Origin of the sequence: Pseudomonas khavaziana (assembly GCF_036704165.1) — a bacterium.
GTDB lineage: Bacteria > Pseudomonadota > Gammaproteobacteria > Pseudomonadales > Pseudomonadaceae > Aquipseudomonas > Aquipseudomonas khavaziana.
In genome coordinates this window covers 16,139-41,036 of the sequence record NZ_CP129946.1, presented here as the reverse complement: position 1 = coordinate 41,036, position 24,898 = coordinate 16,139, and the positions used below count along the sequence as shown (strand labels likewise).

25 protein-coding genes and 1 pseudogene are annotated in these 24,898 nt (G+C 60.8%); 8 read left to right on the top strand and 18 right to left on the bottom strand.

Annotated features, from left to right (window positions below):
• Positions 1-112: 112 nt before the first annotated feature.
• The 5 genes from recG to exbB form a co-directional block, all read right to left on the bottom strand.
• A complete protein-coding gene (gene recG, locus QYQ93_RS00205) occupies positions 113-2,188 on the bottom strand; it encodes an ATP-dependent DNA helicase RecG (RefSeq protein WP_338476000.1) in 2,076 nt (691 codons plus the stop codon).
• Positions 2,189-2,196: 8 nt separating this feature from the next.
• Positions 2,197-3,117: a hydrogen peroxide-inducible genes activator gene (locus tag QYQ93_RS00200; RefSeq protein WP_043048080.1), complete on the bottom strand. Its 921-nt coding sequence runs from the start codon at positions 3,115-3,117 to the stop codon at positions 2,197-2,199.
• Between the two features lie 164 nt (positions 3,118-3,281).
• On the bottom strand, positions 3,282-4,031 hold the full coding sequence (locus QYQ93_RS00195; RefSeq protein ID WP_043048079.1) for an energy transducer TonB family protein: 750 nt from the start codon (positions 4,029-4,031) through the stop codon (positions 3,282-3,284).
• Positions 4,028-4,453 carry a TonB system transport protein ExbD gene (exbD, locus tag QYQ93_RS00190; protein WP_043048077.1) on the bottom strand — a complete coding sequence of 142 codons (426 nt, stop codon included), beginning with the start codon at positions 4,451-4,453 and terminating at the stop codon, positions 4,028-4,030. Before exbD ends, QYQ93_RS00195 begins: the two co-directional genes overlap by 4 nt.
• 6 nt (positions 4,454-4,459) lie before the next feature.
• Complete coding sequence (gene exbB, locus QYQ93_RS00185; RefSeq protein WP_217880742.1) at positions 4,460-5,446, bottom strand: tonB-system energizer ExbB; 987 nt, start codon at positions 5,444-5,446, stop codon at positions 4,460-4,462.
• Positions 5,447-5,633: 187 nt separating this feature from the next.
• On the opposite strand from exbB, the gene QYQ93_RS00180 reads away from it, so the two are divergent.
• A complete protein-coding gene (locus QYQ93_RS00180; RefSeq protein WP_043048073.1) occupies positions 5,634-6,485 on the top strand; it encodes an SDR family oxidoreductase in 852 nt (283 codons plus the stop codon).
• A gap of 123 nt (positions 6,486-6,608) precedes the next feature.
• Here QYQ93_RS00180 and QYQ93_RS00175 read toward each other — a convergent pair whose 3' ends face one another.
• The 6 genes from QYQ93_RS00175 to QYQ93_RS00150 all read right to left on the bottom strand — a co-directional run bounded on the left by QYQ93_RS00175 (position 6,609) and on the right by QYQ93_RS00150 (position 11,921).
• Entirely contained in the window at positions 6,609-7,352 is a 744-nt protein-coding gene (locus tag QYQ93_RS00175) for a hypothetical protein (RefSeq protein WP_043048071.1), read from the bottom strand.
• A 57-nt stretch (positions 7,353-7,409) separates the two neighbouring features.
• Entirely contained in the window at positions 7,410-7,790 is a 381-nt protein-coding gene (locus QYQ93_RS00170; RefSeq protein WP_003176922.1) for a RidA family protein, read from the bottom strand.
• Between the two features lie 39 nt (positions 7,791-7,829).
• Complete coding sequence (gene spoT, locus QYQ93_RS00165; protein WP_015886535.1) at positions 7,830-9,935, bottom strand: bifunctional GTP diphosphokinase/guanosine-3',5'-bis pyrophosphate 3'-pyrophosphohydrolase; 2,106 nt, start codon at positions 9,933-9,935, stop codon at positions 7,830-7,832.
• 60 nt (positions 9,936-9,995) lie between these two features.
• Positions 9,996-10,259: a DNA-directed RNA polymerase subunit omega gene (rpoZ, locus tag QYQ93_RS00160; protein ID WP_003195508.1), complete on the bottom strand. Its 264-nt coding sequence runs from the start codon at positions 10,257-10,259 to the stop codon at positions 9,996-9,998.
• Between the two features lie 167 nt (positions 10,260-10,426).
• Positions 10,427-11,047, bottom strand: coding sequence for a guanylate kinase (gene gmk, locus QYQ93_RS00155; protein WP_043048070.1), 621 nt, complete (start codon positions 11,045-11,047; stop codon positions 10,427-10,429).
• Positions 11,048-11,057: 10 nt separating this feature from the next.
• On the bottom strand, positions 11,058-11,921 hold the full coding sequence (locus QYQ93_RS00150) for a YicC/YloC family endoribonuclease (RefSeq protein ID WP_043048068.1): 864 nt from the start codon (positions 11,919-11,921) through the stop codon (positions 11,058-11,060).
• Between the two features lie 285 nt (positions 11,922-12,206).
• Between QYQ93_RS00150 and rph the strand changes: the two genes are divergently transcribed.
• Positions 12,207-12,929, top strand: coding sequence for a ribonuclease PH (gene rph, locus QYQ93_RS00145; protein WP_043048066.1), 723 nt, complete (start codon positions 12,207-12,209; stop codon positions 12,927-12,929).
• Between the two features lie 22 nt (positions 12,930-12,951).
• A complete protein-coding gene (locus tag QYQ93_RS00140) occupies positions 12,952-13,320 on the top strand; it encodes a DUF4870 domain-containing protein (RefSeq protein WP_043048064.1) in 369 nt (122 codons plus the stop codon).
• Positions 13,321-13,379: 59 nt separating this feature from the next.
• On the opposite strand, the gene QYQ93_RS00135 is transcribed toward QYQ93_RS00140, so the two are convergent.
• Positions 13,380-14,159: an exodeoxyribonuclease III gene (locus tag QYQ93_RS00135; RefSeq protein WP_003195493.1), complete on the bottom strand. Its 780-nt coding sequence runs from the start codon at positions 14,157-14,159 to the stop codon at positions 13,380-13,382.
• An 82-nt stretch (positions 14,160-14,241) separates the two neighbouring features.
• Here QYQ93_RS00135 and pyrE point away from each other — a divergent pair, with 82 nt between their 5' ends.
• Positions 14,242-14,886, top strand: a complete 645-nt coding sequence (pyrE, locus tag QYQ93_RS00130) for an orotate phosphoribosyltransferase (RefSeq protein WP_003195489.1) — start codon at positions 14,242-14,244, stop codon at positions 14,884-14,886.
• Between the two features lie 196 nt (positions 14,887-15,082).
• Here the strand turns inward: pyrE and argB are convergent, their stop codons facing one another.
• From argB to coaBC, 4 genes and pseudogenes are all read right to left on the bottom strand, one after another.
• Positions 15,083-15,988 (bottom strand): acetylglutamate kinase, encoded by a 906-nt coding sequence (gene argB, locus QYQ93_RS00125; protein WP_043048062.1) that lies wholly within the window; start codon positions 15,986-15,988, stop codon positions 15,083-15,085.
• Positions 15,989-16,008: 20 nt separating this feature from the next.
• Positions 16,009-17,415 (bottom strand): annotated as a pseudogene (locus QYQ93_RS00120) (phosphomannomutase/phosphoglucomutase); the annotation flags it as partial.
• Between the two features lie 254 nt (positions 17,416-17,669).
• Entirely contained in the window at positions 17,670-18,125 is a 456-nt protein-coding gene (gene dut / locus QYQ93_RS00115; protein WP_338475998.1) for a dUTP diphosphatase, read from the bottom strand.
• 5 nt (positions 18,126-18,130) lie between these two features.
• A complete protein-coding gene (coaBC, locus tag QYQ93_RS00110; protein WP_043048060.1) occupies positions 18,131-19,339 on the bottom strand; it encodes a bifunctional phosphopantothenoylcysteine decarboxylase/phosphopantothenate--cysteine ligase CoaBC in 1,209 nt (402 codons plus the stop codon).
• Positions 19,340-19,482: 143 nt separating this feature from the next.
• Here coaBC and radC point away from each other — a divergent pair, with 143 nt between their 5' ends.
• Positions 19,483-20,157, top strand: coding sequence for a RadC family protein (gene radC / locus QYQ93_RS00105; RefSeq protein WP_338475996.1), 675 nt, complete (start codon positions 19,483-19,485; stop codon positions 20,155-20,157).
• Between the two features lie 129 nt (positions 20,158-20,286).
• Here the strand turns inward: radC and QYQ93_RS00100 are convergent, their stop codons facing one another.
• Positions 20,287-21,879 carry an ABC transporter substrate-binding protein gene (locus tag QYQ93_RS00100; RefSeq protein ID WP_043048058.1) on the bottom strand — a complete coding sequence of 531 codons (1,593 nt, stop codon included), beginning with the start codon at positions 21,877-21,879 and terminating at the stop codon, positions 20,287-20,289.
• A gap of 458 nt (positions 21,880-22,337) precedes the next feature.
• Between QYQ93_RS00100 and rpmB the strand changes: the two genes are divergently transcribed.
• Positions 22,338-22,571 (top strand): 50S ribosomal protein L28, encoded by a 234-nt coding sequence (gene rpmB / locus QYQ93_RS00095; RefSeq protein WP_003176907.1) that lies wholly within the window; start codon positions 22,338-22,340, stop codon positions 22,569-22,571.
• An 11-nt stretch (positions 22,572-22,582) separates the two neighbouring features.
• A complete protein-coding gene (gene rpmG / locus QYQ93_RS00090) occupies positions 22,583-22,738 on the top strand; it encodes a 50S ribosomal protein L33 (protein ID WP_043048056.1) in 156 nt (51 codons plus the stop codon).
• Between the two features lie 71 nt (positions 22,739-22,809).
• On the opposite strand, the gene QYQ93_RS00085 is transcribed toward rpmG, so the two are convergent.
• Complete coding sequence (locus QYQ93_RS00085) at positions 22,810-23,172, bottom strand: cupin domain-containing protein (RefSeq protein ID WP_043048054.1); 363 nt, start codon at positions 23,170-23,172, stop codon at positions 22,810-22,812.
• A 231-nt stretch (positions 23,173-23,403) separates the two neighbouring features.
• On the opposite strand from QYQ93_RS00085, the gene QYQ93_RS00080 reads away from it, so the two are divergent.
• Complete coding sequence (locus tag QYQ93_RS00080) at positions 23,404-24,897, top strand: aldehyde dehydrogenase (protein WP_043048052.1); 1,494 nt, start codon at positions 23,404-23,406, stop codon at positions 24,895-24,897.
• Position 24,898: the final 1 nt, after the last annotated feature.

Genomic DNA, 24,898 nt, shown 5'->3' with positions numbered 1-24,898 from the left:
CCCTGTAGGAGCGAGCTTGCTCGCGAAGAACGCTAACGATAACCCGGACATTCTGGATGATCGCGCCGCCAGGAAGATCTTCGCGAGCAAGCTCGCTCCTACAGGGAAGGGGTCAGACTTGGCCGTACTGTTGGCCGTGGCGCAGCCAGCGGTTGAGCAACGGGCTGACGTGATCGGGCCAGCGTTCGAGCAGGGCTTGCGCCGCGTCGCGCACCGCAGGCAGCAGGTCGGCGTCGCGCATCAGGTCGGCAACCTTGAATTGCAGCAGGCCGGTCTGGCGCGTGCCGAGCATTTCACCCGGGCCGCGCAGTTCGAGGTCTTTTTCGGCGATGACAAAACCGTCGTTGGTTTCGCGCATGATCCCCAGGCGCTGGCGACCGATCTGCGACAGCGGTGGGTGATACAGCAACACGCAATGGCTGGCAGCACTGCCCCGGCCGACCCGGCCGCGCAGTTGGTGCAGTTGCGCCAGGCCCAGGCGCTCGGGGTTTTCGATGATCATCAGGCTGGCGTTGGGCACGTCCACGCCCACTTCGATCACGGTGGTAGCCACCAGCAATTGCAGGTTACCGGCCTTGAACTCGGCCATCACTGCGGCCTTCTCCGCAGGTTTCATGCGCCCATGAATCAACCCGACCTTGAGCTCGCCCAAGGCGCTGGTGAGGTCTTCGTAGGTGGTCTCGGCGGCCTGGCAGGTCAGCTCTTCGGATTCTTCGATCAAGGTGCACACCCAGTACGCCTGACGGCCTTCGGCACAGGCGCCGCGCACGCGCTCTATCACTTCGACGCGCCGGGTGTCGGTGACCAGCACGGTATTGACCGGCGTACGCCCGGGCGGCAGTTCGTCGAGGATCGAGGTGTCGAGGTCGGCGTAGGCGCTCATGGCCAGGGTGCGCGGGATCGGGGTGGCGGTCATGATCAACTGGTGCGGGTTCATGCGCCCGCCCACGCCTTTCTGGCGTAGGGCCAGGCGCTGTTGCACACCGAAGCGGTGCTGTTCGTCAATGATGACCAACGCAAGGTTCTTGAACTGCACTTCGTCCTGGAACAACGCATGGGTGCCCACCACCATAGGGGCGCCCGCGGCGATCTGCTCCAGGGCGCTTGCGCGGTTCTTGCCTTTGAGCTTGCCGGCCAGCCACGCCACTTCCAGGCCCAGGGGTTCGAGCCAGCGCTTGAAGGTGATGAAATGTTGTTCGGCAAGGATTTCAGTGGGCGCCATCAGCGCCACTTGATAACCAGCCTCCAGTGCTTGCAAGGCTGCGAGGGCAGCCACCACGGTCTTGCCTGCGCCTACGTCGCCCTGGATCAGGCGCAGCATCGGTTCTTGCTGGCTGAGGTCGTAGGCGATTTCATTGCCCACGCGCTGCTGTGCGCCGGTCGGGGCAAAGCCGAGGTTAGCCAGGTATTGCGCCGGCAGCCGGGTGGCCTTTGGCATTGCCGGGGCGCGCAGGGAACGCATGCTTTCACGCAGGCGCTGCTGGGACAGTTGGTGGGTCAGCAGCTCTTCGAAGGCCAGGCGATGCTGGGCCCAATGATGGCCGAGGGCGAGTTCGTCCACGTCGGCATCGGCGGGCGGGTGATGCAGGTAGCGGATCGCATCAGCCAGGGGCGCCAGCTGATAGTCGCGAGCCAGCTCCAGGGGCAGCCAGTCGGGCAGGCTTTGCGGGCCGAGCATGGTCAGCGTCTGCATGCACAATTGGCGCAAGCGTTGCTGGGTCAGGCCCTCGGTCAGCGGGTAGATTGGCGTGAGGGTGGTGTCTACCGGTGGCGGCTCGTCACCAGTAATGGCGCGGTATTCCGGATGGTAGATTTCCAGGCCCGAAGCGCCAGGGCGCGCCTCGCCGTAGCAGCGCACGCGGGTACCACGCTTGAGGCCCTCTTTCTGCGCGTTGCTGAAATGGTAGAAGCGCAGGCTCAAGCCGCCGGTGCCATCCTGCAGGCGCACCACCAGGCTGCGGCGCTTGCCCATCACCACGTCGGCGCCGCTGACGGTGCCTTCGATCACCGCGTCCTGCCCTGGGCGCAAGTGGCCGATGGGCACCACGCGAGTCCGATCCTGGTAGCGCAGGGGCAAATGGAACAGCACGTCCTGGAGGTTTTCCAGGCCGACCTTGGCCAGCTTCTCGGCCATGGCCTCACCGACACCCTTGAGTGCCGTCACCGGCACCTGCGACAGCTCAGTCATACGGTTGCTTAGCTCGCAACGGGCGGCTTGGCCACCGAGCACAGGCGGATCGAATCGGCGAGGATCTCAATCGCTTTGGGGCGTGGGAAGCTGGCGCGCCAGGCGATCGCTACGGTACGGAACGGCACCGGAGGTGTGAGCGGGCGCACTTCGATTACGCCCTGGGCGTAGTGATGGCTGTCTACGGCTGACAGCGGCAGGATCGAGATGCCCAGACCGGAAGCGACCATATGGCGAATGGTTTCCAGTGAGCTGGATTCCACCGTGGTGTGCTTGGCGCCGTCGTTGCCCTTGGTCAGGGTCGGGCAGGCTTCCAATACCTGGTCGCGGAAGCAGTGGCCTTCGCCCAGCAGCAGCAGGCTCTTGTCGTTGAGCAGGGCGGCGTCGATGGTGTCCTTCTTGGTCCACGGGTGGGAGGCCGGCATCAGCACGTAGAACGGCTCGTCGTAGAGCGGTAGCGTGAGTACGTCCGCCTCATTGAACGGCAGGGCGATGATGATCGCGTCCAATTCGCCGTTGCGCAGTTTGTCGCGCAGCACGTGGGTGAAGTTTTCTTCGATATACAGCGGCATCTGCGGCGCGACGCGGTGCAGTTGCGGGATCAAGTGCGGGAACAGGTACGGGCCGACCGTGTAGATCGCGCCGACCTTGAGCGGTGCGGTCAGCTGGTTCTTACCGGCCTGGGCCAGTTCGCGAATGCTTTGCGCTTGTTCCAGGACCTTCTGCGCCTGGGCCACGATGCCTTCGCCCACCGGAGTGAGGCGCACGGCGCTCTTGCTGCGCTCGAAAATCAGCACACCGAGTTCGTCTTCAAGTTTTTTCACGCCCACCGACAGCGTCGGCTGACTGACATGGCAACGCTCGGCCGCGTGGCCGAAATGCTGTTCCTGGGCGAGGGTCACGATGTAGCGTAATTCTGTAAGGGTCATAGCGGGCGTCCATGAGGTTGCAGGCCAAGCATACCGGCTGCAATCGATAGACGCACGTTATCAGAAGTTTGCTGGGGATTGAGTGGGGAATGTCGGAAATTTTGCTGATTTGCCGATGGCGAATGCGGGAGTAAAACTTCCTCCCGCATTGCTTGTAGATGTGTTTAACGGCGGCGCTTGTCGATGTTGTAGACGAACGGCGCAACGAGTTCGACGCTGCCGTTTTTCAACAGGTCGGCCGGTGGCTTGGGCAGCGGCTGGGCCTTGCGGATCATCTCCAGGGTCGCACGGTCCAGATCGGCGTTGCCGGAGCGGCCTTCCAACTCGTAGGACAATACGTTGCCTTCGGCATCGACCACGAAGCGCAAGCGGTTCATACCTTCCTTGCCGCGCTGTTGTGCAGCAGGTGGGTACTTCTTGTACTTCTGCAGGTGCGCCAGCAAAGTGCTTTGCCAGGACGCCTGGGCCGCTATCTGCTGTGCCGATGGGCCAGGCGCGGGCTGGGCCGATTTTTCCGCCGGTGTATTGGTCGGTGGAGTTTCGCTCGGTGGCTCCTCGGAAGGTTTTTCCTTGGGTGGCTCGGGCTTCTTCTCCACCGGCTTGGGCGGTTTCGGTTTAGGCTTGGGCTTGACCGGCTTGGGCACCTGGATAGTTGGCTTGGGCGCCTCGGCCATTTTCGGCAGGGGCAGCTCTTCCACCGGGGCAGGCGGCTGCGGCGGCGTCACCACCTTGGGCGGTGCCGGAGGCGGCGGCGCTGGCATCGGCGCCAGGTCGATGACCATGGCGGCGGGTGGCAGCTGGATTACCTGCGGCGCGGACCATTGGAGCGCGATGATGATCGCGACGGCATGCACGCCCAGCACGACGGCAAGGCTGGTGCCATAACGCGTCAGTTTGTGGCGCGTCGTGATCATTTCTTGGCTGCCGTCTCAAGTCCGACCAGGCCCACCTTGAGGTAGCCGGCTGCCCGCAGGGCATCCATCACGCTCATCAGGTCGCCGTAGTCCACGCCTTTGTCGGCCTGGAAGAAGATCGTCGTGTCTTTCTTGCCCTGGGTCTTGGCATCGAGCACCGGGCCCAGGCTTTCAGCCTTGACTTCTTCTTCGCCCAGGAACAGGCGCTGGTCTGCCTTGACGCTGAGGAAGATTGGTTTCTCAGGCCGCGGCGCCGGCTTGGCGCTGGATGCGGGCAGGTCCACCTTGATGTCCACGGTGGCCAGCGGTGCCGCCACCATGAAGATGATCAGCAGTACCAGCATCACGTCGATAAACGGCGTGACGTTGATTTCGTGGTTCTCGACGAGCTCGTCGTCGCCTTGGTTCAAATGCAGGCCCATGGCCGATTACCCCACTTTCACCATGTGCGGTTGCGAGCTGCGCTCGGTAGGCTGGTGATCGAGGTCACGGCTGACCAGCAGCAGGACTTCTGCCGACGCGTCGGATACCTGGGCCTTGTAGCCGGCAATCGAACGGGCGAAGACGTTGTAGATCACCACCGCAGGAATCGCCGCAACCAGGCCCAAAGCGGTCGCCAGCAGGGCTTCGGCGATACCCGGGGCAACGACGGCGAGGTTGGTGGTCTGGGTCTTGGCGATGCCGATGAAGCTGTTCATGATGCCCCATACGGTGCCGAACAGACCGACGAACGGTGCAGTGGAGCCGATGGTGGCGAGAACGCCGGTGCCGCTGCTCATGTTACGGCCGCAAGCGGCAACCAGGCGCTCGAGGCGGAAGGCCACGCGCTCCTTGATGCCCTCTTTTTCGCGAGTGTTGGCCGACAGGCGCATTTCTTCCAGTGCGTCGTGCACCAGGGTATTGGCCAGGGTGCCCTTTTTGGTCGCGGTTTCGCTTGCTTCCTTGAGGGTGGTGGCTTTTTTCAGGTGGACGATTTCAGCACGCAGACGACGCTTGGCGCCCAGCAACTCGAAGCCTTTGGCAATCCAGATGGTCCAAGTGATGATCGACGCGATGGCCAGGCCGATCATCACGGCCTTCACCACCACGTCGGCATTCTGGTACATGCCCCATGGCGACAGGTCGTGGGCCATGCCCAGGGTGTTGTCTTCTTCCAGCACGACGCCGGTTTCATTGGCGGGAGCGGCATCGCCCGCAGCCTGGGCCGGGTCGGTAGCGGCTGGCGCCGGAGCCGGAGCGGCCGCCGGGGCAGCAGCATTTTGCTCAGTGGCAGCCGGAGCGGCGGGCGCGGTGGCATCTGCGAATGCGGCGGTCGGTGCCAGCAGTACGCTGAACAGCATCGCAGCGATCGCACGCCAGGCGCGGGATGGGCTGTGAGGCTTGGTTGGCGAAGCGGGGTTTGTATTACGTGTCATGCTGGCCGGACCTGAGAGAAAAAATGGGTGATCGTCCTTCCAGACCCAGGGGGTCGAGGACAAATGGGTGGTTATTATTGCAAGTAATTCTTGTTAACAGAAGTAATACAGTAACTTTATTTGTGCTTTTTCTGGCCGCTGGTCATGTCTGGCGGCTAATCTGCGCCTTTAAGAACGGAGTTTTGTGATGTCTGTGCCTTCTGTTGTGATTGCCGGTTGCGGCGATGTGGGTAGTCGGCTGGCTAGCCAATTGCTGGCCTCGGAATGGGAGGTTCATGGCCTGCGCCGCGATATTTCGCGCCTGCCCGAGGGGGTGATTGGCATCGCCGGCGACCTGTTCGACAAAGACTGCCCTGACACCTGGCCCATTGGTGGAGTGGATTACCTGGTGTATTGCGCCGCTGCCACCGACCACGACGAAGCCGGCTATCGCGCTGCTTACGTGCAAGGGTTGCAGCATGTGTTGGAGTGGTTGGGCGATTACGGCCAGGAGCCGAAACACCTGTTGTTCGTATCCAGCAGCAGCGTGTATGGGCAGCAGAACGGCGAGTGGGTCGACGAAACGTCGGAGACGCAAGCGAAGGGTTATTCCGGGCAGGTGATGCTGGAGGCAGAGCAAGTGGCGCTCGACAGCGGCATTCCCGCCAGTGTCGTGCGGCTGACCGGGATTTACGGTCCGGGGCGTGAGTGGTTGTTGACCCAGGTGCGCCAAGGTTATCGGGTAGCGATTGACCCGCCTTTATATGGCAACCGGATTCACGCCGACGATGCGGCCGGGCTGCTGGCGTTTTTACTGCGGCACGTAGAGCAGGGCGGCACATTGGACAAAGTCTACATCGGTGTCGACGATGCGCCGGCGCCATTGGCCGAGGTGGTGGGCTGGTTGCGCGAGTACCTGGGTGTGACCGAATGGGCTGATGACGCCAGTGTGCGGCGTGCGGGCAGCAAGCAATGCAGCAATGCCAGGGTAAAGGCCCTTGGTTGGGTGCCCAAGTATCCGACCTATCGTGAAGGGTATGCCGCGATACTCAAGGGCTGAAATCAATCTGAGAATGTGGGAGGGGGCTTGCTCCCGATAGCGGTGAGTCAGCCAAAGACATATTGACTTCAGTACTGCTATCGGGAGCAAGCCCCCTCCCACATTTGGATTCAGGTGATGCTGTTATGGCTTTTCAAGCAGCCACTGGCGTGGGCCTGGGGTGAACTGAGGCACTTCATCGGCCTGCGCGGTATTGATGGCCTGGAAGATTTCCAGTTGCTCACCTTTGCGCGCAAAGATCCACGGGTTGCCCTGGCCGTTCAGTTGCAGCCAGATACTGTCGTAGCCGCCGCTCATGGAGGCGCAATCACCCGCCAGGCACAGCGAGTAACGATCAACGCCAGGCAGGCCGGCGACCTTGCCATCAGCCTGGAACTGCACCGTGGCGCCGCTGCCGGTACCGTCGGTGATCTTCCAGTCGCCACCCATGTAGGCTGCGTACAGTGACCGCTCGAAGTTGGCGCCCAATGGCGCGCCTTCGGGTGCTGGCGCTTCAGCGCGGCCGAACAGTTGCTCTGGCTCATTGTCATTGGCCACTTGCAGCAGTTGTTTGCCTTTGCGCTTGAGTTCGGTGGCGGAGCTGCCGTAGAAATCCACGCTCCAGGCGCCGGGCTTCTCGCCCGACAACTTCCCTTCCGCTACTTCAAAACCGTTGTAGTAACGCGCCTGCAAAGCCTTGGTGTTGACCTCCCACTCAAGGTTGGGACCATAGGACTGCAGGGCTTCACGCAAAGGGCCGCCCTTGGCTGCCGCATCGATGGCGGCCTGGTTGATCCAGATACCGCTCACATCCAGGTCGGCGGGGTTGCTGGCACAGCCGCCCAGCAACAGGGCGAGCAACGAAGAGGCTACAAGCGCTTTGCGCATTACGAAATCCTTCTGAAACGAAGTCGGCGCAGCCTGTTGGGAGCTGCGCCGGGTGTTTTACTCGATGACCAGAATGGCGTCCATCTCAACCTGTGCGCCCTTTGGCAGGGCGGCGACGCCGATAGCGGCGCGGGCTGGGTAGGGTTGTTCGAAGTACTTGCCCATGATCTCGTTGACCTTGGCGAAGTGGCTCAGGTCGGTGAGGAAGATGTTCAGCTTGACGATGTCCTTGAACGAACCGCCGGCGGCCTCGGCCACGGATTTGAGGTTTTCGAAGACTTGTACGGTCTGGGCTTCGAAGCCTTCAACCAGTTCCATGGTCTTTGGGTCCAGTGGGATCTGGCCGGACATGTAGACGGTGTTGCCCGCCTTGATCGCCTGGGAGTAGGTGCCGATGGCGGCTGGGGCTTTATCGCTGGTGATAACTGTCTTGGTCATGAGTGACTCCTTGTAATGGGTGATGAGTGATCTGAAGGGTCATGCGCGCATACGGGTGATGCGGATGACTCCAGTCAAGGCACGCAGTTTCTTGATCACGCGGGCCAGGTGCACGCGGTCATGCACGCTGACCACCAGTTGGACCACGCTGATGCGACCATCACGTTCGTCCATGCTGATTTTCTCGATGTTGCCGTCGGCGGCGTTGACGCTGCTGGCCAGCAAGGCAATCAGCCCGCGCTGGTGTTCCAGCTCCACCCGCAGCTCGACGTTGAATTCGCCGGTGACATCCTTGGCCCACGAGAGCTGGATGCATTTTTCCGGGTTGTGGCGGATTTCGGTGATGTTGCGGCAGTTGTCCAGGTGCACCACCATGCCTTTGCCCGCGGACAAGTGCCCGACAATCGGGTCGCCAGGGATCGGCGTGCAGCATTTGGCGTAGCTGAGCACCAGCCCCTCGGTACCACGAATCGCCAGCGGGCCTTCCGGGCTCGGCAACTGTTCGCCCTCGCCCAGCAGACGGCGGGCGACCACGTAGGCCATGCGGTTACCCAGGCCGATATCTTCCAGCAGGTCTTCGATGGTTTCCTGGCGGTATTCGTGGAGCATCGCTTGCACGCGCTCCTGCGGGATCTTGTCCAGGGCGCTGTCGAAGCCGTTGAGCACCTTGTTCAGCAGGCGTTCGCCCAGGCTGATGGACTCGGAACGACGCTGCAGTTTCAGGGCATGGCGAATATGCGTACGTGCCTTGCCGGTGACCACGAAGTTGAGCCACGCCGGGTTCGGGCGTGCGCCTGGAGCACTGACGATCTCAACCGTGGAGCCGCTTTGCAGCGGTTCCGACAGCGGCGCGAGACGCCGATTGATGCGGCAGGCGATGCAGCTGTTGCCGACGTCGGTGTGCACCGCGTAGGCAAAGTCGACCGCCGTGGAGCCTTTTGGCAGCTCCATGATGCGGCCCTTGGGCGTGAACACGTAGACCTCGTCCGGGAACAGGTCGATCTTCACGCTTTCGATGAATTCCAGGGAATTGCCGGCACGTTGCTGCATTTCCAGCACGCCCTTGACCCACTGGCGGGCGCGGGCATGCGTCCCCTTTGGCTGCTCGTCGCCGCTGGATTTGTACAGCCAGTGCGCGGCGATGCCGTTGTTGGCCATCTCTTCCATTTCGCGGGTGCGGATCTGGATCTCGATGGGCACGCCATGCATACCGAACAGCGTGGTGTGCAGCGATTGGTAGCCGTTGGCCTTGGGGATCGCGATATAGTCCTTGAAGCGGCCCGGCAGGGGTTTGTACAAATTATGCACAGCACCCAGCACGCGGTAGCAGGTATCGACCTTGTCGACGATGATCCGGAACGCATACACGTCCATGATCTCGTTGAAGGCCCGGCGTTTGCCGCGCATCTTCTTGTAGATGCCGTAGATGTGCTTCTGCCGGCCGCTGACTTCGCCCTCGATTTCGTCGATCGCCAGGCAATGGCTCAGGGACTCTTCGATCTTGTTGACGATTTCCTTGCGGTTGCCCCGGGCGCGCTTGACCGCCTGGTAGATGCGCGCCGAACGCATCGGGTGCATGGCCTTGAAGCCGAGGTCTTCGAATTCGATGCGAATGGCGTGCATGCCCAGCCGGTTGGCGATGGGCGCGTAGATTTCCAGGGTTTCCTTGGCGATGCGCCGGCGTTTTTCGCCGGACAGCACTTCCAGCGTGCGCATGTTGTGCAGCCGGTCGGCCAGCTTGACCAGGATCACCCGGATATCCCGGGCCATGGCCATGGCCATCTTCTGGAAGTTTTCCGCCTGGGCTTCGGCCTTGGTCTCGAAGTTCATCTGGGTCAGTTTGCTGACCCCATCGACCAGTTCGGCCACGGTTTCGCCAAACTGCGCACTGAGCGCTTCCTTGGCGATGCCGGTGTCTTCGATCACGTCATGCAGCATCGCAGCCATCAGGCTCTGATGGTCCATGTGCATGTCGGCAAGAATATTTGCCACCGCAAGTGGATGGGTGACATACGCCTCGCCACTGCGGCGGCGTTGGCCGTCATGGGCTTGTTCGGCGTAGAAATACGCTCGGCGGACCAGGTTGACCTGGTCTGGGCCGAGGTAGGTCGATAAGCGATCGGCGAGGGCGTCTATGCTCGGCAAAGTGTGAACTCCTGCCGATGGCTGTGACCCCGCGCCGTGCTACGTCGACCAGGCATAGGCTTAGACGTCCTCGTTGGACTCGCCTTCGAACGCTGCAAACAGCGGCTCGTCTTCAACGATTTCGGCGTTGGCGATGAACTCGTAGCTCATCAGGCCTTCAGCAATTTCACGCAGGGCTACAACGGTAGGCTTGTCGTTTTCCCACTGGACCAGAGGCTCTTTGCCGCCAGTGGCCAGTTGACGGGCACGCTTGGTAGAGAGCATGACCAGCTCAAAGCGGTTATCCACGTGTTCTAGGCAGTCTTCAACGGTTACGCGGGCCATGGTATTCCTCGGAGCGAATGCAAGATGCGCGCTGCCCGGTTGGGCGAGCGGACTGAGCAGTTTAAAAAATCACCAGCGTTTAGGGAAGCGCTGATTTTTCGCAGACCCTCGCAAAACCGCTGCAAGTGCCAATGTAAGGCCCTTGCAGCGCTTTTGGGAAGAGCCAATCAGCCGAGCAGTTCGGCAAGTAATTTGCCGAAACGCTGCTGTTGACGCTTTTGCTGGAGCTGATTGGCGCGGAAAATCGCCTTCAAATCGTCCAGGGCCTGGGTGAAATCGTCATTGATGATCAGGTAGTCGTAGTCGACGTAGTGGCTCATTTCGCTGACGGCCTCGCGCATGCGGCCTTCGATGATCTCGTCGCTGTCCTGGCCGCGGTTGGTCAGGCGCTGGTGCAAGGCTTCGAGCGACGGCGGCAGGATGAAGATCGAGCGAGCCTTGGGCATCAGCTGGCGTACCTGCTCGGCGCCCTGCCAATCGATTTCCAGGATCAGGTCGTGGCCTTCGTCCAGCGTTTGCTGCAAGTGACTTTGGGAGGTGCCGTAGAGGTTGCCGAAGACTTCGGCACGTTCGAGGAAATCGCCATGTTCGATCATCTTGACGAACTCGGTGCGCTCGACGAAGTGATAGTGCACGCCATTGACCTCGCCCGGGCGCATGGCGCGGGTGGTGTGGGACACCGAGATGCGGATCTGCTCGTCAGCGTCGGTCAAGGCTTTGACCAGGCTGCTCTTGCCCGCGCCCGAAGGGGCGGAAATGATGTAAAGGGTGCCGGTGCTGTGGGTCATGGAGGTTGCCTTACTCAATATTCTGTACTTGTTCGCGCATCTGCTCGATCAACACTTTGAGGTTGACCGCGGCCGTGGTACTGCGCGGATCGAACGCCTTGGAGCCCAGTGTATTGGCTTCGCGGTTGAGTTCCTGCATCAGGAAGTCCAGGCGCCGACCGGCGGCACCGCCAGATTTGAGGACGCGGCGCACTTCAAGGATGTGGGTGCTCAGGCGATCGAGCTCTTCGGCCACATCGCTCTTCTGTGCGAGCAGGACCATTTCCTGTTCCAGGCGCGTCGGGTCGAGGTCGGCCTTCATGTCGGTGAAGCGATCGAGGATCTTCTGGCGCTGGGTGGCGAGCATCTGCGGCACCAGTTCGCGCAGGGTGATCACGTCTGCTTCGATCGAGGTCAGGCGCTCGTTGATCAGGCGAGCCAGTTCGGCGCCTTCGCGCTCGCGGCCGGCCTTGAGTTCCTTCAGGCCCTGGTTGAACAGGGCGAGGGCTTCGGCATTCAAGGCTTGCGGGTCAGCTGCGTCGGCCACCAGCACGCCGGGCCAGGCCAGCACTTCCAGAGGGTTCAGTGCGGCCGGTTGCTTGATCAGGCCGGCAATGGTTTCGGCGGCGGCCACCAGTTGCGCGGCGCGGTCGCGGTCGACCTGCAACGGTTTGCCGGTGGTTTCTTCGGTAAAGCGCAGGGTGCATTCCAGCTTGCCACGGGAAATGCCCTGGCGCAGCGCTTCACGGACAGCGCCTTCGAGGTCGCGGAACGACTCCGGCAGGCGCAGGTGCGGCTCCAGGTAACGGCTGTTGACCGAGCGCAATTCCCAGCTGAGGGTGCCTTGGGCCCCGGCTTTTTCGACACGGGCGAAGGCGGTCATGCTGTGCACCATGGAGGTACCTCGTGTTGGATAAGTAGAGATTGGCAGGTCGACCTGTAGGAGCGAGCTGCTCGCGAAGAACCCAAGGGGCGCCGCGCTGAACCAGGAAGCCCCCGTTATCGTTAATGTTTTTCGCGAGCAAGCTTGCTTCTACAGTCGAGAGGCGCAGGATTGTAGCGCAGTGCGCAAGAGGCGCCCAAACATGCGCATTCGTAACCGAATTTTTAGAAGTGCCCCGAATCGGTTGGCGGCTCTATAATGCTCGGCAGTTTTTCGTCCTTCGTACAGGTATCCCCTATGAAACGTCCAAGTGGTCGCGCTGCCGATCAGCTCCGCTCGATCCGCATCACCCGCAACTACACCAAACACGCCGAGGGATCCGTACTGGTCGAGTTTGGCGATACCAAGGTGATCTGCACCGTCAGCGTCGAAAACGGCGTGCCGCGCTTCCTAAAGGGCCAGGGCCAGGGTTGGTTGACCGCTGAATACGGCATGCTGCCGCGCGCCACTGGCGAGCGTAACCAGCGTGAAGCCAGCCGTGGCAAGCAAGGCGGGCGCACCCTGGAGATCCAGCGCCTGATCGGCCGTTCCCTGCGCGCCGCCCTGGACATGTCCAAGCTGGGCGACGTGACCCTGTACGTCGACTGCGACGTGATCCAGGCGGATGGCGGTACCCGTACTGCCTCCATCACCGGTGCCATGGTGGCCCTGGTCGACGCGCTGAAAGTGATCAAGAAGCGCGGCGGCCTCAAGGCCGGTGACCCGCTCAAGCAGATGATCGCCGCGGTATCGGTCGGCATGTACCAGGGTGAGCCTGTGCTGGACCTGGACTACCTGGAGGATTCGGCCGCCGAGACTGACCTGAACGTGGTCATGACCAGCACCGGTGGTTTCATCGAGGTGCAGGGCACCGCTGAAGGCGCGCCATTCCAACCGGCTGAGCTGAACGCGATGCTGGCCTTGGCCCAGAAAGGTATGACCGAAATTTTCCAACTGCAGAACGCCGCGCTGGCCGACTGAGCCGGCGCCAAGGAGAAACGCCATGAGTGACAGCCAGTTGCCGGTTCCGGCACCGTCCAAGGAAGTACGCCAGTTGGCAATGCTGTGTCACTTCGCGGCGTTTGCGGGATTGGTATTTCCCTTCGGCAGCTTGTTGGGGCCACTGATCCTGTGGCAGTTCAAGAAGGACGTGGACCCGCTTATCGATGATCAGGGCAAGGAAGCGCTGAATTTCCAGATTACCGTGGCGATCGCCTGGTTGGTGTGCCTGGTGCTGGGCTTCGTCGTCATCGGCTTTTTGCTGATGACCGTATTGGTGATCGGGGCGCTGATACTGACGATCATCGCCGGGATCCAGGCCAACAAAGGCGTTGCTTACCGCTATCCGTGGACCTGGCGCCTGGTCAAGTAACCGACCGGCCACAAAAAAACCGACAGCGATGTCGGTTTTTTTGTGCCTGGAGAACGACCTCAGATGGTCAATGTCCAGTCGTAGTCCACGATCAATGGCGCGTGCTGCGAGAAGCGCGGCTGACGCGGCAGGCGTGCACTGCGCACGAACCGGCGCAGACCTGGGGTCAGCAACTGGTAGTCGAAGCGCCAACCCAGGTTGAGCATCTCGGCCTGTTCGTTGTCCGGCCACCAGCTGTACTGGTCGCCTTCACGGCTGACTTCACGCAGGGCATCGACATAGCCCATGTTGCCGACGATCTCGTCCATCCAGGCCCGCTCCGGCGCCAGGAAGCCCGGCGACTGCTGGCTGTCGCGCCAGTTCTTGATATCCAGCTTCTGTTGCGCCACGTACAGCGAGCCACAATAAATGTACTCGCGACGTTTGCGTCGCTGTTTATCCAGATAACGGGCGAAGTCGTCCATTAGCTTGAACTTCTGGTTCAAGTCTTCATCGCCGTTCTGCCCCGAGGGAAGCAGCAAGGTCGCGATGCTGACCTTGTCGAAATCGGCTTGCAGGTAACGCCCGTAGCGGTCGGCTGTCTCGAAGCCGAGGCCGCTGATGACCGCCTTGGGTTGCAACCGCGAGTACAAAGCCACGCCACCTTGGGTGGGCACTTCGGCATCGCAGGCATAAAGGAAGTAGCCATCCAGTTGGAAGGCTGGGTCGTCCAGTTCAAAGGCGGAGGCGCGGGTGTCCTGCAGGCAGATGACGTCGGCATTCTGTGCTTGCAGCCAACTGAGCAAACCACGCTCGACTGCAGCCTGAATACCATTAACGTTCACACTGATGATCCGCATAAATGGCCCCAAAAATCGCGTGCGTGTATGATACACGCCGTCCACCTAATTAGCTAAATCCGTGGTATCTGAGGCTTTTTTCATGCAGGCGTATCAACGCGATTTCATTCGTTTTGCCATCGATCGCGGCGTTCTACGCTTCGGTGAGTTCACTCTCAAGTCCGGGCGCACCAGCCCGTACTTCTTCAATGCGGGCCTGTTCAACTCGGGTTCGGCCCTGGCTCAGCTGGGTCGCTTCTACGCGGCAGCCATCGTTGAAAGCGGTATTTCCTTCGACGTGCTCTTTGGCCCGGCCTACAAGGGGATTCCCCTGGCTGCGGCTACAGCGGTGGCCCTGGCGGAGCATCATGGGCAGGATCTGCCATGGTGTTTCAACCGCAAGGAAGCCAAGGCCCATGGTGAAGGCGGTAGCCTGGTCGGCGCTCCGCTGACCGGCGATGTGCTGATCATTGATGACGTGATCACAGCCGGCACCGCGATCCGTGAAGTGATGCAGATCATCGCGTCCCAGGACGGCGCCAAGGCCGCCGGTGTGCTGATCGCCTTGAACCGCCAGGAGCGCGGCAACGGTGAGTTGTCGGCGATCCAGGAAGTGGAGCGGGATTTCGGTATTCCGGTGGTGAGCATCGTGTCGTTGAACCAGGTGTTGCAGTTCCTGGAGGATGATCCGCAGCTCAAGCAGCATTTGCCGGCAGTGCGGGCGTATCGCGAGCAGTTTGGCGTCTGACACTGACTTTTTGTTGAAATGGGTTTGTGTGGGAGGGGGCTTGCTCCCGATAGCGGTGTGTCAGCCACCCAGTTCATTCGCTGATCCAACGCTATCGGGAGCAAGCCCCCTCCCACAGGGGATCTCCATTGTCCTCTAGCTCTATACAAAAAGGCCCCGCTCAATCGGATTGAGCGGGGCCTTTTATTTGCAGCGTTTAAGGACGCTTGCGGTTGCTGATCAGTGTACCCATGCCGGTATCCGTAAAAATCTCCAACAGCACCGCATTCGGTACACGGCCATCCAGGATCAGCGCGCTACCCACACCGCCCTGTACCGCGCCCAGTGCGCAACCGATCTTCGGCAGCATGCCGCCGTAGATGGTGCCGTCGGCGATCAACTCGTCCACTTGCTGGGTGGACAGGCCGGTCAGTACCTTGCCTTCCTTGTCCATCAGGCCGGCAATGTTGGTCAGCAGCATCAGTTTTTCAGCCTGCAGTGCTTCAGCCACCTTGCCCGCCACCAGGTCAGCATTGATGTTGTAGGACTCGCCATTGGCGCCCACACCGATAGGTGCGATCACCGGGATGAAGTCGCTCTTGACCAGCAGGTTCAGCAGATCGGTGTTGATGCCGATCACTTCGCCGACCTGGCCGATATCGATGATTTCCGGCTGGGTCATCTCCGGAGTCTTGCGGGTAACAGTCAGTTTTTTCGCGCGGATCAGCTCCGCATCCTTGCCGGTCAGGCCGATGGCGCTGCCGCCGTGGCGGTTGATCAGGTTGACAATGTCTTTGTTGACCTGGCCGCCGAGGACCATTTCCACCACGTCCATGGTTTGCGCGTCAGTGACGCGCATGCCATCGATGAAGTGGCTCTCGATCGACAGGCGCTTGAGCAGGTCGCCGATCTGCGGGCCGCCGCCGTGCACCACCACCGGGTTGATCCCTACAGCTTTCATCAGCACGATGTCGCGGGCAAAGCCGGTTTTCAGCTCGTCGCTTTCCATGGCATTGCCGCCGTACTTGATCACCAGCGTCTTGCCGACGTAGCGTCGAATGTAAGGCAACGCTTCGGACAGGACCTTGGCGGTGTTGGCAGCGGCTTCGCGTTCGAGGGTCATTCAGGGCTCCGGGCAAAAAATCAGAACGGTAATTGGAGATCAGGGGCAACACGTTTCAACTGGGCGTGGAACACGTCCTTGATGCGCTGCAGCTCAGCCTCGGTATCCGCCTCGAAACGCAGGACCAGCACCGGTGTGGTGTTGGACGCGCGTACCAGGCCCCAGCCTTTGGCGTAATCGACTCGCACACCATCAATGGTGGTCAGGTTGGCGCCTTCACCCCATTGCGCATCATGCAGTGCGTCAATGATGCTGAATTTGCTCTCCTCGGTCACATGGATATTGATCTCTGGCGTAGAAATATCATTCGGGAAGGTCTGAAACAGCTCTTCTGCCGTAGATTTTTCCTTGCTGAGGATCTCCAGCAGACGAGCGGCGCTGTAAATACCGTCGTCAAACCCGAACCAGCGCTCCTTGAAGAATACGTGGCCGCTCATCTCACCGGCCAACAGCGCGCCGGTTTCCTTCATTTTCTTTTTGATCAACGAGTGACCGGTCTTCCACATTAGCGGGCGCCCGCCGTATTCCTTGATCAATGGTGTCAGGCGGCGGGTGCATTTCACGTCGAAGATGATCTCGGCGTTGGCATTGCGCGCCACCACGTCGCGGGCGAACAGCATCAGCAGGCGGTCCGGGAACACAATCTCGCCGGTTTCGGTCACCACGCCCACGCGGTCGCCGTCGCCATCGAAGGCCAGGCCCACGTCGGCGCCCACTTCCTTGACCTTGGCGATCAGGTCCACCAGGTTTTCTGGCTTGCCTGGGTCCGGGTGATGGTTGGGGAAGTTGCCGTCGACATCGCAGAACAGCGGGATCACTTCGCAATTCAGGGCTTCGAGCAACTGTGGGGCGATCACGCCGGCCGCGCCGTTACCGCAGTCCACTACAACTTTCATGCGGCGTGCGAGCTTGACGTCACGGGTGATTTCATCGGAGTAGCGCTGGAGGATGTCGACCTTGGTAATGCTGCCGGTGCCACTGGTCAAGTCGTTGGTTTTCAGGCGGGTGTGCAGGGCCTGGATCTGTTCGTTGGCCAGGGTGTCGCCCGCGATGACGATCTTGAAACCGTTGTAGTCCGACGGGTTGTGACTGCCGGTGAGCATCACCCCGGATTTGCCGGCCAGGACATTGGCGGCGTAATACAGCGCCGGTGTTGGCACCAGGCCGACGTCACTGACGTGGCAGCCGCTGTCAGCCAGGCCCTGGATCAGTTGCTCGACCAGCTCGGGGCCGGACAAGCGGCCATCACGCCCCACAGACACGTTGGGTTCGCCTTGGGCCAGGCTCTGGGAGCCGATGGCGCGGCCAATCCAGTAGGCTGTTTCGGCGGTCAAGGTCTTGGGAACCACGCCGCGAATGTCATAGGCGCGAAAGATGCTGTCGGGGAAGGTAGGGGCTACGCGGGCTGCAGTACTCATCGCGGGGGAAACTCCATCTGGAAGGGGCAGGGCTGGCCTGAATGTGGCTGGCCGGCAGGCTCAAACTGAAGGGTATGACGGCGTTTTCGGCAGAGAGTTCGTGGTGTAAAAGTGCCATCGGGGCTTTTTGTTTGCCAAAACGCTTACATAATTCATTGATTTATATAGGAAAATTCCAGTTATGAGTTTCGTGCATTCTTCCTCCTGAAGCGCCGGGCGGTGACATCGGGCCGGACGAGGGTGTCCGGCCTGATTCAGCTTAGTCAGTGACTGCCGGAATGCCCAAAACCGCCTGCGCCGCGCTGGGTTTCGTCGAACTCTTCCACCAGTTCGAAATGCGCTTGTACCACGGGCACCAATACCAACTGGGCGATGCGTTCGCCAACGGCGATGTTGAAGGCGGTCTGGCCACGGTTCCAGCACGAGACCATCAGTTCGCCCTGGTAGTCTGAGTCGATCAGGCCGACCAGGTTGCCCAGCACGATCCCGTGTTTGTGGCCCAGGCCGGAGCGCGGCAGGATCAGTGCCGCCAGGCCAGGGTCGCCAACATAAATCGACAGGCCGGTGGGGATCAGGATGGTCTGGCCCGGTTCAAGGACCGTGTCTTGCTTGAGCATGGCACGCAGGTCCAGGCCGGCGGAGCCTGGAGTAGCGTAGGCCGGCAGGGGGAATTCGTTGCCGATGCGGGGGTCGAGGATCTTGGCTTGCAAAACGTGCATGGAAATTAAACCTGGTTCAGCCGTTGGGCGATAAAAGAGATCAGTTGGCGGGCAATCTTGCCCTTGCTGGTCTGGGCGAAAAGGGTGGCGTGCAACTCGCGGTCGATCACGCTGCACGCATTTTCCTCGCTGTTGAAACCGATGCTCGGGTTGGCGACATCATTGGCAACGATCAGGTCGAGGTTTTTGTCTTTCAGTTTGCGTGCGGCGTAGTCCAGCAGGTGCTCGGTCTCGGCAGCGAAACCGACACTGAACGGGCGGTCCGGTCGAGTGGCGATTGTGGCCAGGATGTCGGGGTTGCGCACCATTTGCAGGAGCAGGCCGTCACCGCTTGTGGGGTCTTTCTTGAGCTTTTGCGGGGCTACGACTTCCGGGCGGTAATCCGCAACCGCTGCCGAGGCGATGAACAGGTCGCAGGGAATGGCCGCTTCACAGGCTGCCAGCATGTCCCGGGCGCTGACTACGTCGATTCGCGTGACGCGGTCAGGGGTCGGTAAATGTACCGGGCCGGTGATCAGGGTGACCCGCGCGCCTGCCTCGACCGCTGCTTCTGCCAACGCGAAGCCCATTTTTCCTGAGCTATGGTTGGTGATGTAGCGCACCGGGTCGATGTTTTCCTGGGTCGGGCCGGCGGTGATCAACACGTGCTTGCCGGTCAGGGCCAGGTGCTGGAAGCACTCGGCGGCGCACTGTGCCAGGTCGGTGGCTTCGAGCATGCGGCCCATGCCGACATCGCCGCAGGCTTGGCTGCCGGAAGCGGGGCCGAACACCTTGAGGCCGCGGCTTTGCAGGAGTTGGGTATTGGCCTGGGTAGCCGGGTCGCGCCACATGGCCTGGTTCATGGCCGGGGCGATGGCGACGGTGGCGTCGGTGGCCAATACCAGTGTGGTCAGCAGGTCATCGGCGATGCCCTGGGCCAGGCGAGCGATTAGGTCGGCGGTGGCCGGGGCGATCAGTACCAGGTCGGCCCATTTGGCCAGCTCGATATGGCCCATGGCGGCTTCGGCCGCCGGGTCGAGCAGGTCCAGGTGAACCGGGTGGCCGGACAGGGCCTGCATGGTCAGCGGGGTGATGAACTCACTGCCGCCACGGGTCATGACCACACGTACTTCGGCGCCCTGGTCCAGGAGCCTGCGAACCAGCTCTGCGCTCTTGTAGGCGGCAATGCCGCCGCCGACGCCGAGAACGATGCGTTTTCGATACAGACGCTGCATTGGTTTGCCTTTCCAGTTCAGTGATGCCAGTTCAGTGACGCCTGCGATGACCCCTCCCCAGGTGAAATCGCACGCAAAAAAGAGCGCCTACGATAACACAGCGCCCGCTGGGCAACAGCGGAGCAGGTACACATGGAGGTGGGATGAGTATTCGGGATTGGCCCGTGGCGGAGCGCCCGCGGGAGAAACTCTTGGAAGGGGGCGCGGCGAGCCTGTCCGATGCCGAACTGTTGGCGATATTTCTGCGCACAGGGGTTAGCGGCCGAAGTGCGGTGGACCTGGCGCGCCATCTGTTGGCGCAATTTGGTGGCTTGCGCCCACTGCTGGAGGCTAGCCAGACGCTGTTCAGCCAGCACCTGGGGCTGGGGCCGGCGAAGTTTGCCCAGCTGCAGGCGGTGCTGGAAATGTCCCGGCGCCACATGGCCGAGCGCTTGCGCGCTGATTCGGTGCTGGAGAGCCCGCTGGCCGTGCGCGAGTACCTCAAGGCACTACTGCGCCACGAACCCCATGAGATCTTTGGCTGCCTGTTCCTTGATTCAAGACACCGGGTGTTGGGTTTTGAGGCAATGTTTCAAGGCACCATCGACACTGCGATTGTTTATCCGCGGCAAGTGGTCAAGCGCGCGCTGGCGTACAACGCGGCGGCGTTGATCCTGTGTCACAACCATCCGTCCGGGAATGTAGAGCCCAGCGCAGCTGATCGAAAATTGACCAAGTTGCTGCAAAAGGCCTTGGAGGCGGTGGATGTGCGCGTGCTTGATCACATCATCGTTGGAGACGGTGACCCGCTGTCGATGGCTGAATTCGGGTGGATATAACGACACCTGTATGTGTAGGAGCGGGCTTGCTCGCGAAAACCTGATGATCTCGTGGGCCATCAGGGTCTTCGCATTATCGTTAACGGTCTTCGCGAGCAAGCTCGCTCCTACAGGGCAAGGTGTTGCGCCTTACGGTTTGACACTGACTTTCGAATAATCCTGACGCCCGAACGGGCTCACCTGATAGCCCTCGACATTCTTGCGGGCCAGGGCAAACGCCGTCGGATGTGCCAGCGGCAGCCACAGTGCCTGCTGCTGGATCTGCGCCTGGGCCTGTTGGTACAGCTTGGTGCGCACGCCTTGCTCGCTGGTGGTCTTGCCGGCGCGGATCAACTTATCCAGCGCGGGGTCGCAATAGCGGGCGAAGTTGGTGCCGGACTTCACTGCTGCGCAGGAGAACTGCGGGGTCAGGAAGTTATCCGGGTCGCCGTTGTCGCCAGCCCAGCCCATGAACAGCAGGTCATGCTCGCCGGCCTTGGCGCGGCGAATCAACTCGCCCCATTCGATCACACGGATTTCGGCCTGGATGCCGACCTTGGCCAGGTCGGCCTGCAACAGCTGTGCGCCAAGATTCGGGTTGGGGTTCAGCAGGCTACCGGTTGGGCGAGTCCATATCGTGGTCTTGAAGCCGTCCTTGAGCCCGGCACGGTCGAGCAGCGCCTGGGCTTTGGCGAGATCTTGTGGATAGCCCGGCAAATCCTGGGCATAGCTCCAGGTGTTCGGCGGGTAGACACCATTGGCTGCTTCGGCGGTGCCTTCGAATACGGCCTTGAGGTAGCTGTTCTTGTCAAAGGCCAGGTTGATCGCCTGGCGCACCTCGGGCTTGTCCAGCGGTGGGTGCTGGCTGTTGATGGCGACGAATGCGGTCATGAAGGCGGCGGTTTTTTCCACCTTCAAGGCTGGGTCTTTTTCGGCCTCGCCCACATCCAATGGCTTGGGCGAAAGTGCGATCTGGCATTCATCGCGGTGCAGCTTCTGCAGGCGTACGTTGGCATCCGGAGTAATGGCGTAGATCAAGTTATCCACTGCCGGTTTGCCGGCGAAGTAGTCCGGGTTGGCCTTGTAGCGCACCACGGCATCTTTCTGGAATCGCACGAAAACGAACGGGCCGGTGCCGATTGGCTGGCTGTTGAGCTTTTCGGGAGTGCCGGCCTTGAGCAGTTTGTCGGCATATTCAGCCGGGTAGATCGAGGCAAAGCCCATGCTCAGCGACGCAAGGAAGGTGGAGTCGGCGTGGTCGAGGGTGAAACGCACGGTCAACGGGTCAAGGGCGTCAATCTTCTTGACCAGTGCCGGCAATTGCAGGGATTGGGCGTGGGGGAAGCCGCTCTGGGCGATCTTGTGCCACGGGTTGGCCGGATCAAGCATGCGCTCGAAGCTGAAGCGTACGTCTTCGGCGGTCAGCGTACGGCTGGGGTTGAAATAGTTGGTGCGGTGGAATTTCACGCCGGGGTGCAGCTTGAAGGTGTAGCTCAGGCCATCGGATGAGACTTCCCAACTGTCCGCCAGGCTCGGCACCAATTTGCCGCTGGCTGCGTCAAAGTTCACCAGGCGGTTCATCAGCACGTCTGCCGAGGCATTGGTGGTAGTCAGCGAGTTGTACTGCACCACATCGAACCCCTCGGGGCTGGCCTCGGTGCAGACGCTCAAATTGGTGGCCGCGATAGCTGTCGGCGCGATAAAGAGAGGGGCAAGCAATAGCGGTAGGGCAGCGAGGCGCATATTCGGTTTCCTGTGCAGATCGAAGGCCCATCTGCGAGTGCAGTCTGGAAAAAGCCTACCGTAGAGGTCTGATTGATAAATGACTAGCCTATTTTTGCCTGTGCTTTTGGCCAAAATGCTGTTTTGATGGCACCTCAGCGCGTTTCGCCGTGTACTTCCCTGGGCCTGTGGGCGCTGTAAATCATTCTGTGCGACGAGCGGTCGGCTGTTACAGCGGCCCCTCCTGGCAGCGGTTCAGGCGCTTGTTGCCGAGATTTACGGTGGTAAAAACACACGGGCTGTTGTTGCACTAGGGTCTTTCTGGTATAAAGCAGCGCTCTTTTCTAGGGGCCCGGTTCCTTCGCTTGTAGGTGTAGCCGGTAAGACCCTAAAGAAACGCGGCGCCTGGCGCCAAATGACTGAGAGATTAAGCGGCCAACCCATGCCGGGTTGGGCATGTGGTTTTAGAGGGCTGAGGCATGTCGAGAGTCTGTCAAGTTACCGGTAAGGGTCCGGTGACTGGGAATAACATTTCCCACGCAAATAACAAAACCCGTCGTCGTTTCCTGCCGAACCTGCAGCATCACCGCTTCTGGGTTGAAGAAGAGAAACGTTTTGTTCGCCTGCGCGTATCTGCCAAAGGCATGCGTATTATCGACAAGCGCGGCATCACTGTCGTGCTGGCCGAAATCCGCGCCGCTGGCAAGATCTAAGGAGCTCTATCATGCGTGAAAAAATTCGAATGATCTCCAGTGCTGGTACTGGTTACTTCAAGACCACGACCAAGAACAAGCGTACTACTCCGGACAAGCTCGAGCTGAAAATGTTCGATCCGCGTATCCAGAAGCACGTGATGTTCAAAGAAGGCAAAATCAAGTAATTGATTTTCTTCTTTGTGAAAAAAAGCCCGTATCTCACGATGCGGGCTTTTTTTTGCCTGTGATGTGCTGATCAGGCTTTTTGTTCGAATACCACATAGATCTTGCGGCACGGCTCCAGTACTTCCCAGGTGCCGCTGAAACCAGCGGGAATCACAAAGCGGTCGCCAGCGCGCAAGGTCTTGGCGTTGCCCTCGGCGTCGCGCAGTACCGAAACCCCTTGCACAATCTCGCAGTATTCATGCTCGGTGTAGTTGATCTTCCAATGCCCGACTTCGCCTTCCCACACCCCGGCATTCATCTGCCCGCACGGACTGTTGTAATGGTTATAGAGCGTCTGCTCCGGATCGCCCTTGAGAACTTTTTCGGCGGCGGGGCGGTAGCGGTCGGGGGCCGTGTTGGCTTGGCTGAAATCGACGATATCCTTGATGCTCATGTGCGTGTCCCGTCTGGCCTGGGGTTGGAGAGCCCAAAGTCTATGTTTATTAAAATGAACATCGCAAGGGCGTTTGCCGCCGTTATGTCAAATATATTGAAACACCCCCAGCCGCTGGTTTAGGGTGGCAGCTGCCTTGAGCCGAACAGCAGGCTGGCCGGGCAAGAATTCGTGAAGGCGCCGGGATGAATCCCAGGCCCCTTGTATTCAATATAAGAGGAGGACACTCGCATGACCACCCTGACCCGTGCCGACTGGGAACAACGCGCCAAGGATCTGAAGATCGAAGGCCGTGCCTATATCAATGGCGAATATACCGCCGCCGTCTCCGGCGACACCTTTGAGTGCATCAGCCCGGTGGATGGCCGTTTGCTGGCTACCGTCGCCAGCTGTGACGCCAGCGACGCCCAGCGTGCCGTGGAAAATGCCCGTGCCACCTTCAACTCCGGTGTCTGGTCGCGCCTGGCGCCGGCCAAGCGCAAGGCAGTGATGATCCGTTTCGCCGCGCTGCTCAAGGCCAATGCCGAAGAGCTTGCGTTGCTTGAAACCCTGGACATGGGCAAGCCCATCAGCGATTCCCTGAACATCGACGTTCCCGGCGCGGCGAACGCCCTGAGCTGGAGTGGCGAGGCCATCGACAAGATCTACGACGAAGTCGCAGCCACCCCGCACGACCAACTGGGTCTGGTGACCCGCGAGCCAGTCGGCGTGGTGGGCGCTATTGTGCCGTGGAACTTCCCATTGATGATGGCCTGCTGGAAACTCGGCCCGGCGCTGTCCACCGGTAACTCGGTGATCCTCAAGCCATCCGAAAAGTCCCCGCTGACGGCCATCCGTATTGCTGCCCTGGCCGTTGAAGCCGGCGTCCCAAAAGGCGTGTTCAACGTATTGCCTGGCTATGGCCACACCGTGGGCAATGCGTTGGCGGTGCATATGGACGTCGATACCCTGGTGTTCACCGGTTCTACCAAGATCGCCAAGCAACTGTTGATCCGCTCCGGCGAGTCGAACATGAAGCGTGTGTGGCTGGAAGCCGGCGGCAAGAGCCCGAACATCGTGTTTGCCGATGCGCCGGACCTGCAAGCGGCCGCTGAGTCTGCCGCTGGCGCCATCGCCTTCAACCAGGGCGAAGTCTGCACCGCCGGTTCGCGCCTGCTGGTGGAGCGTTCGATCAAGGACGCCTTCTTGCCCTTGGTGATCGAGGCGCTCAAGGGCTGGAAACCGGGCAACCCGCTGGACCCGGCCACCAACGTCGGTGCACTGGTGGATACGCAGCAGATGAACACCGTGCTCTCGTACATCGAGGCCGGCCACGCTGACGGCGCCAAGCTGGTCGCAGGCGGCAAGCGCACACTGGAAGAGTCCGGCGGCACCTACGTTGAGCCGACGATTTTCGACGGCGTGACCAATGCCATGAGGATCGCCCAGGAAGAGATCTTTGGTCCAGTGCTGTCGGTGATTACGTTCGACAGTGCCGAAGAAGCCATCGCCATCGCCAACGACACCCAATACGGCTTGGCCGCAGCGGTGTGGACGGCGGATATCTCCAAGGCGCACCTGACAGCCAAGGCCCTGCGTGCCGGTAGCGTGTGGGTCAACCAGTACGACGGCGGCGACATGACTGCGCCATTTGGTGGTTTCAAGCAGTCGGGGAATGGCCGCGATAAGTCGCTGCATGCGTTCGACAAGTACACCGAGCTGAAGGCGACCTGGATCAAGCTCTAAG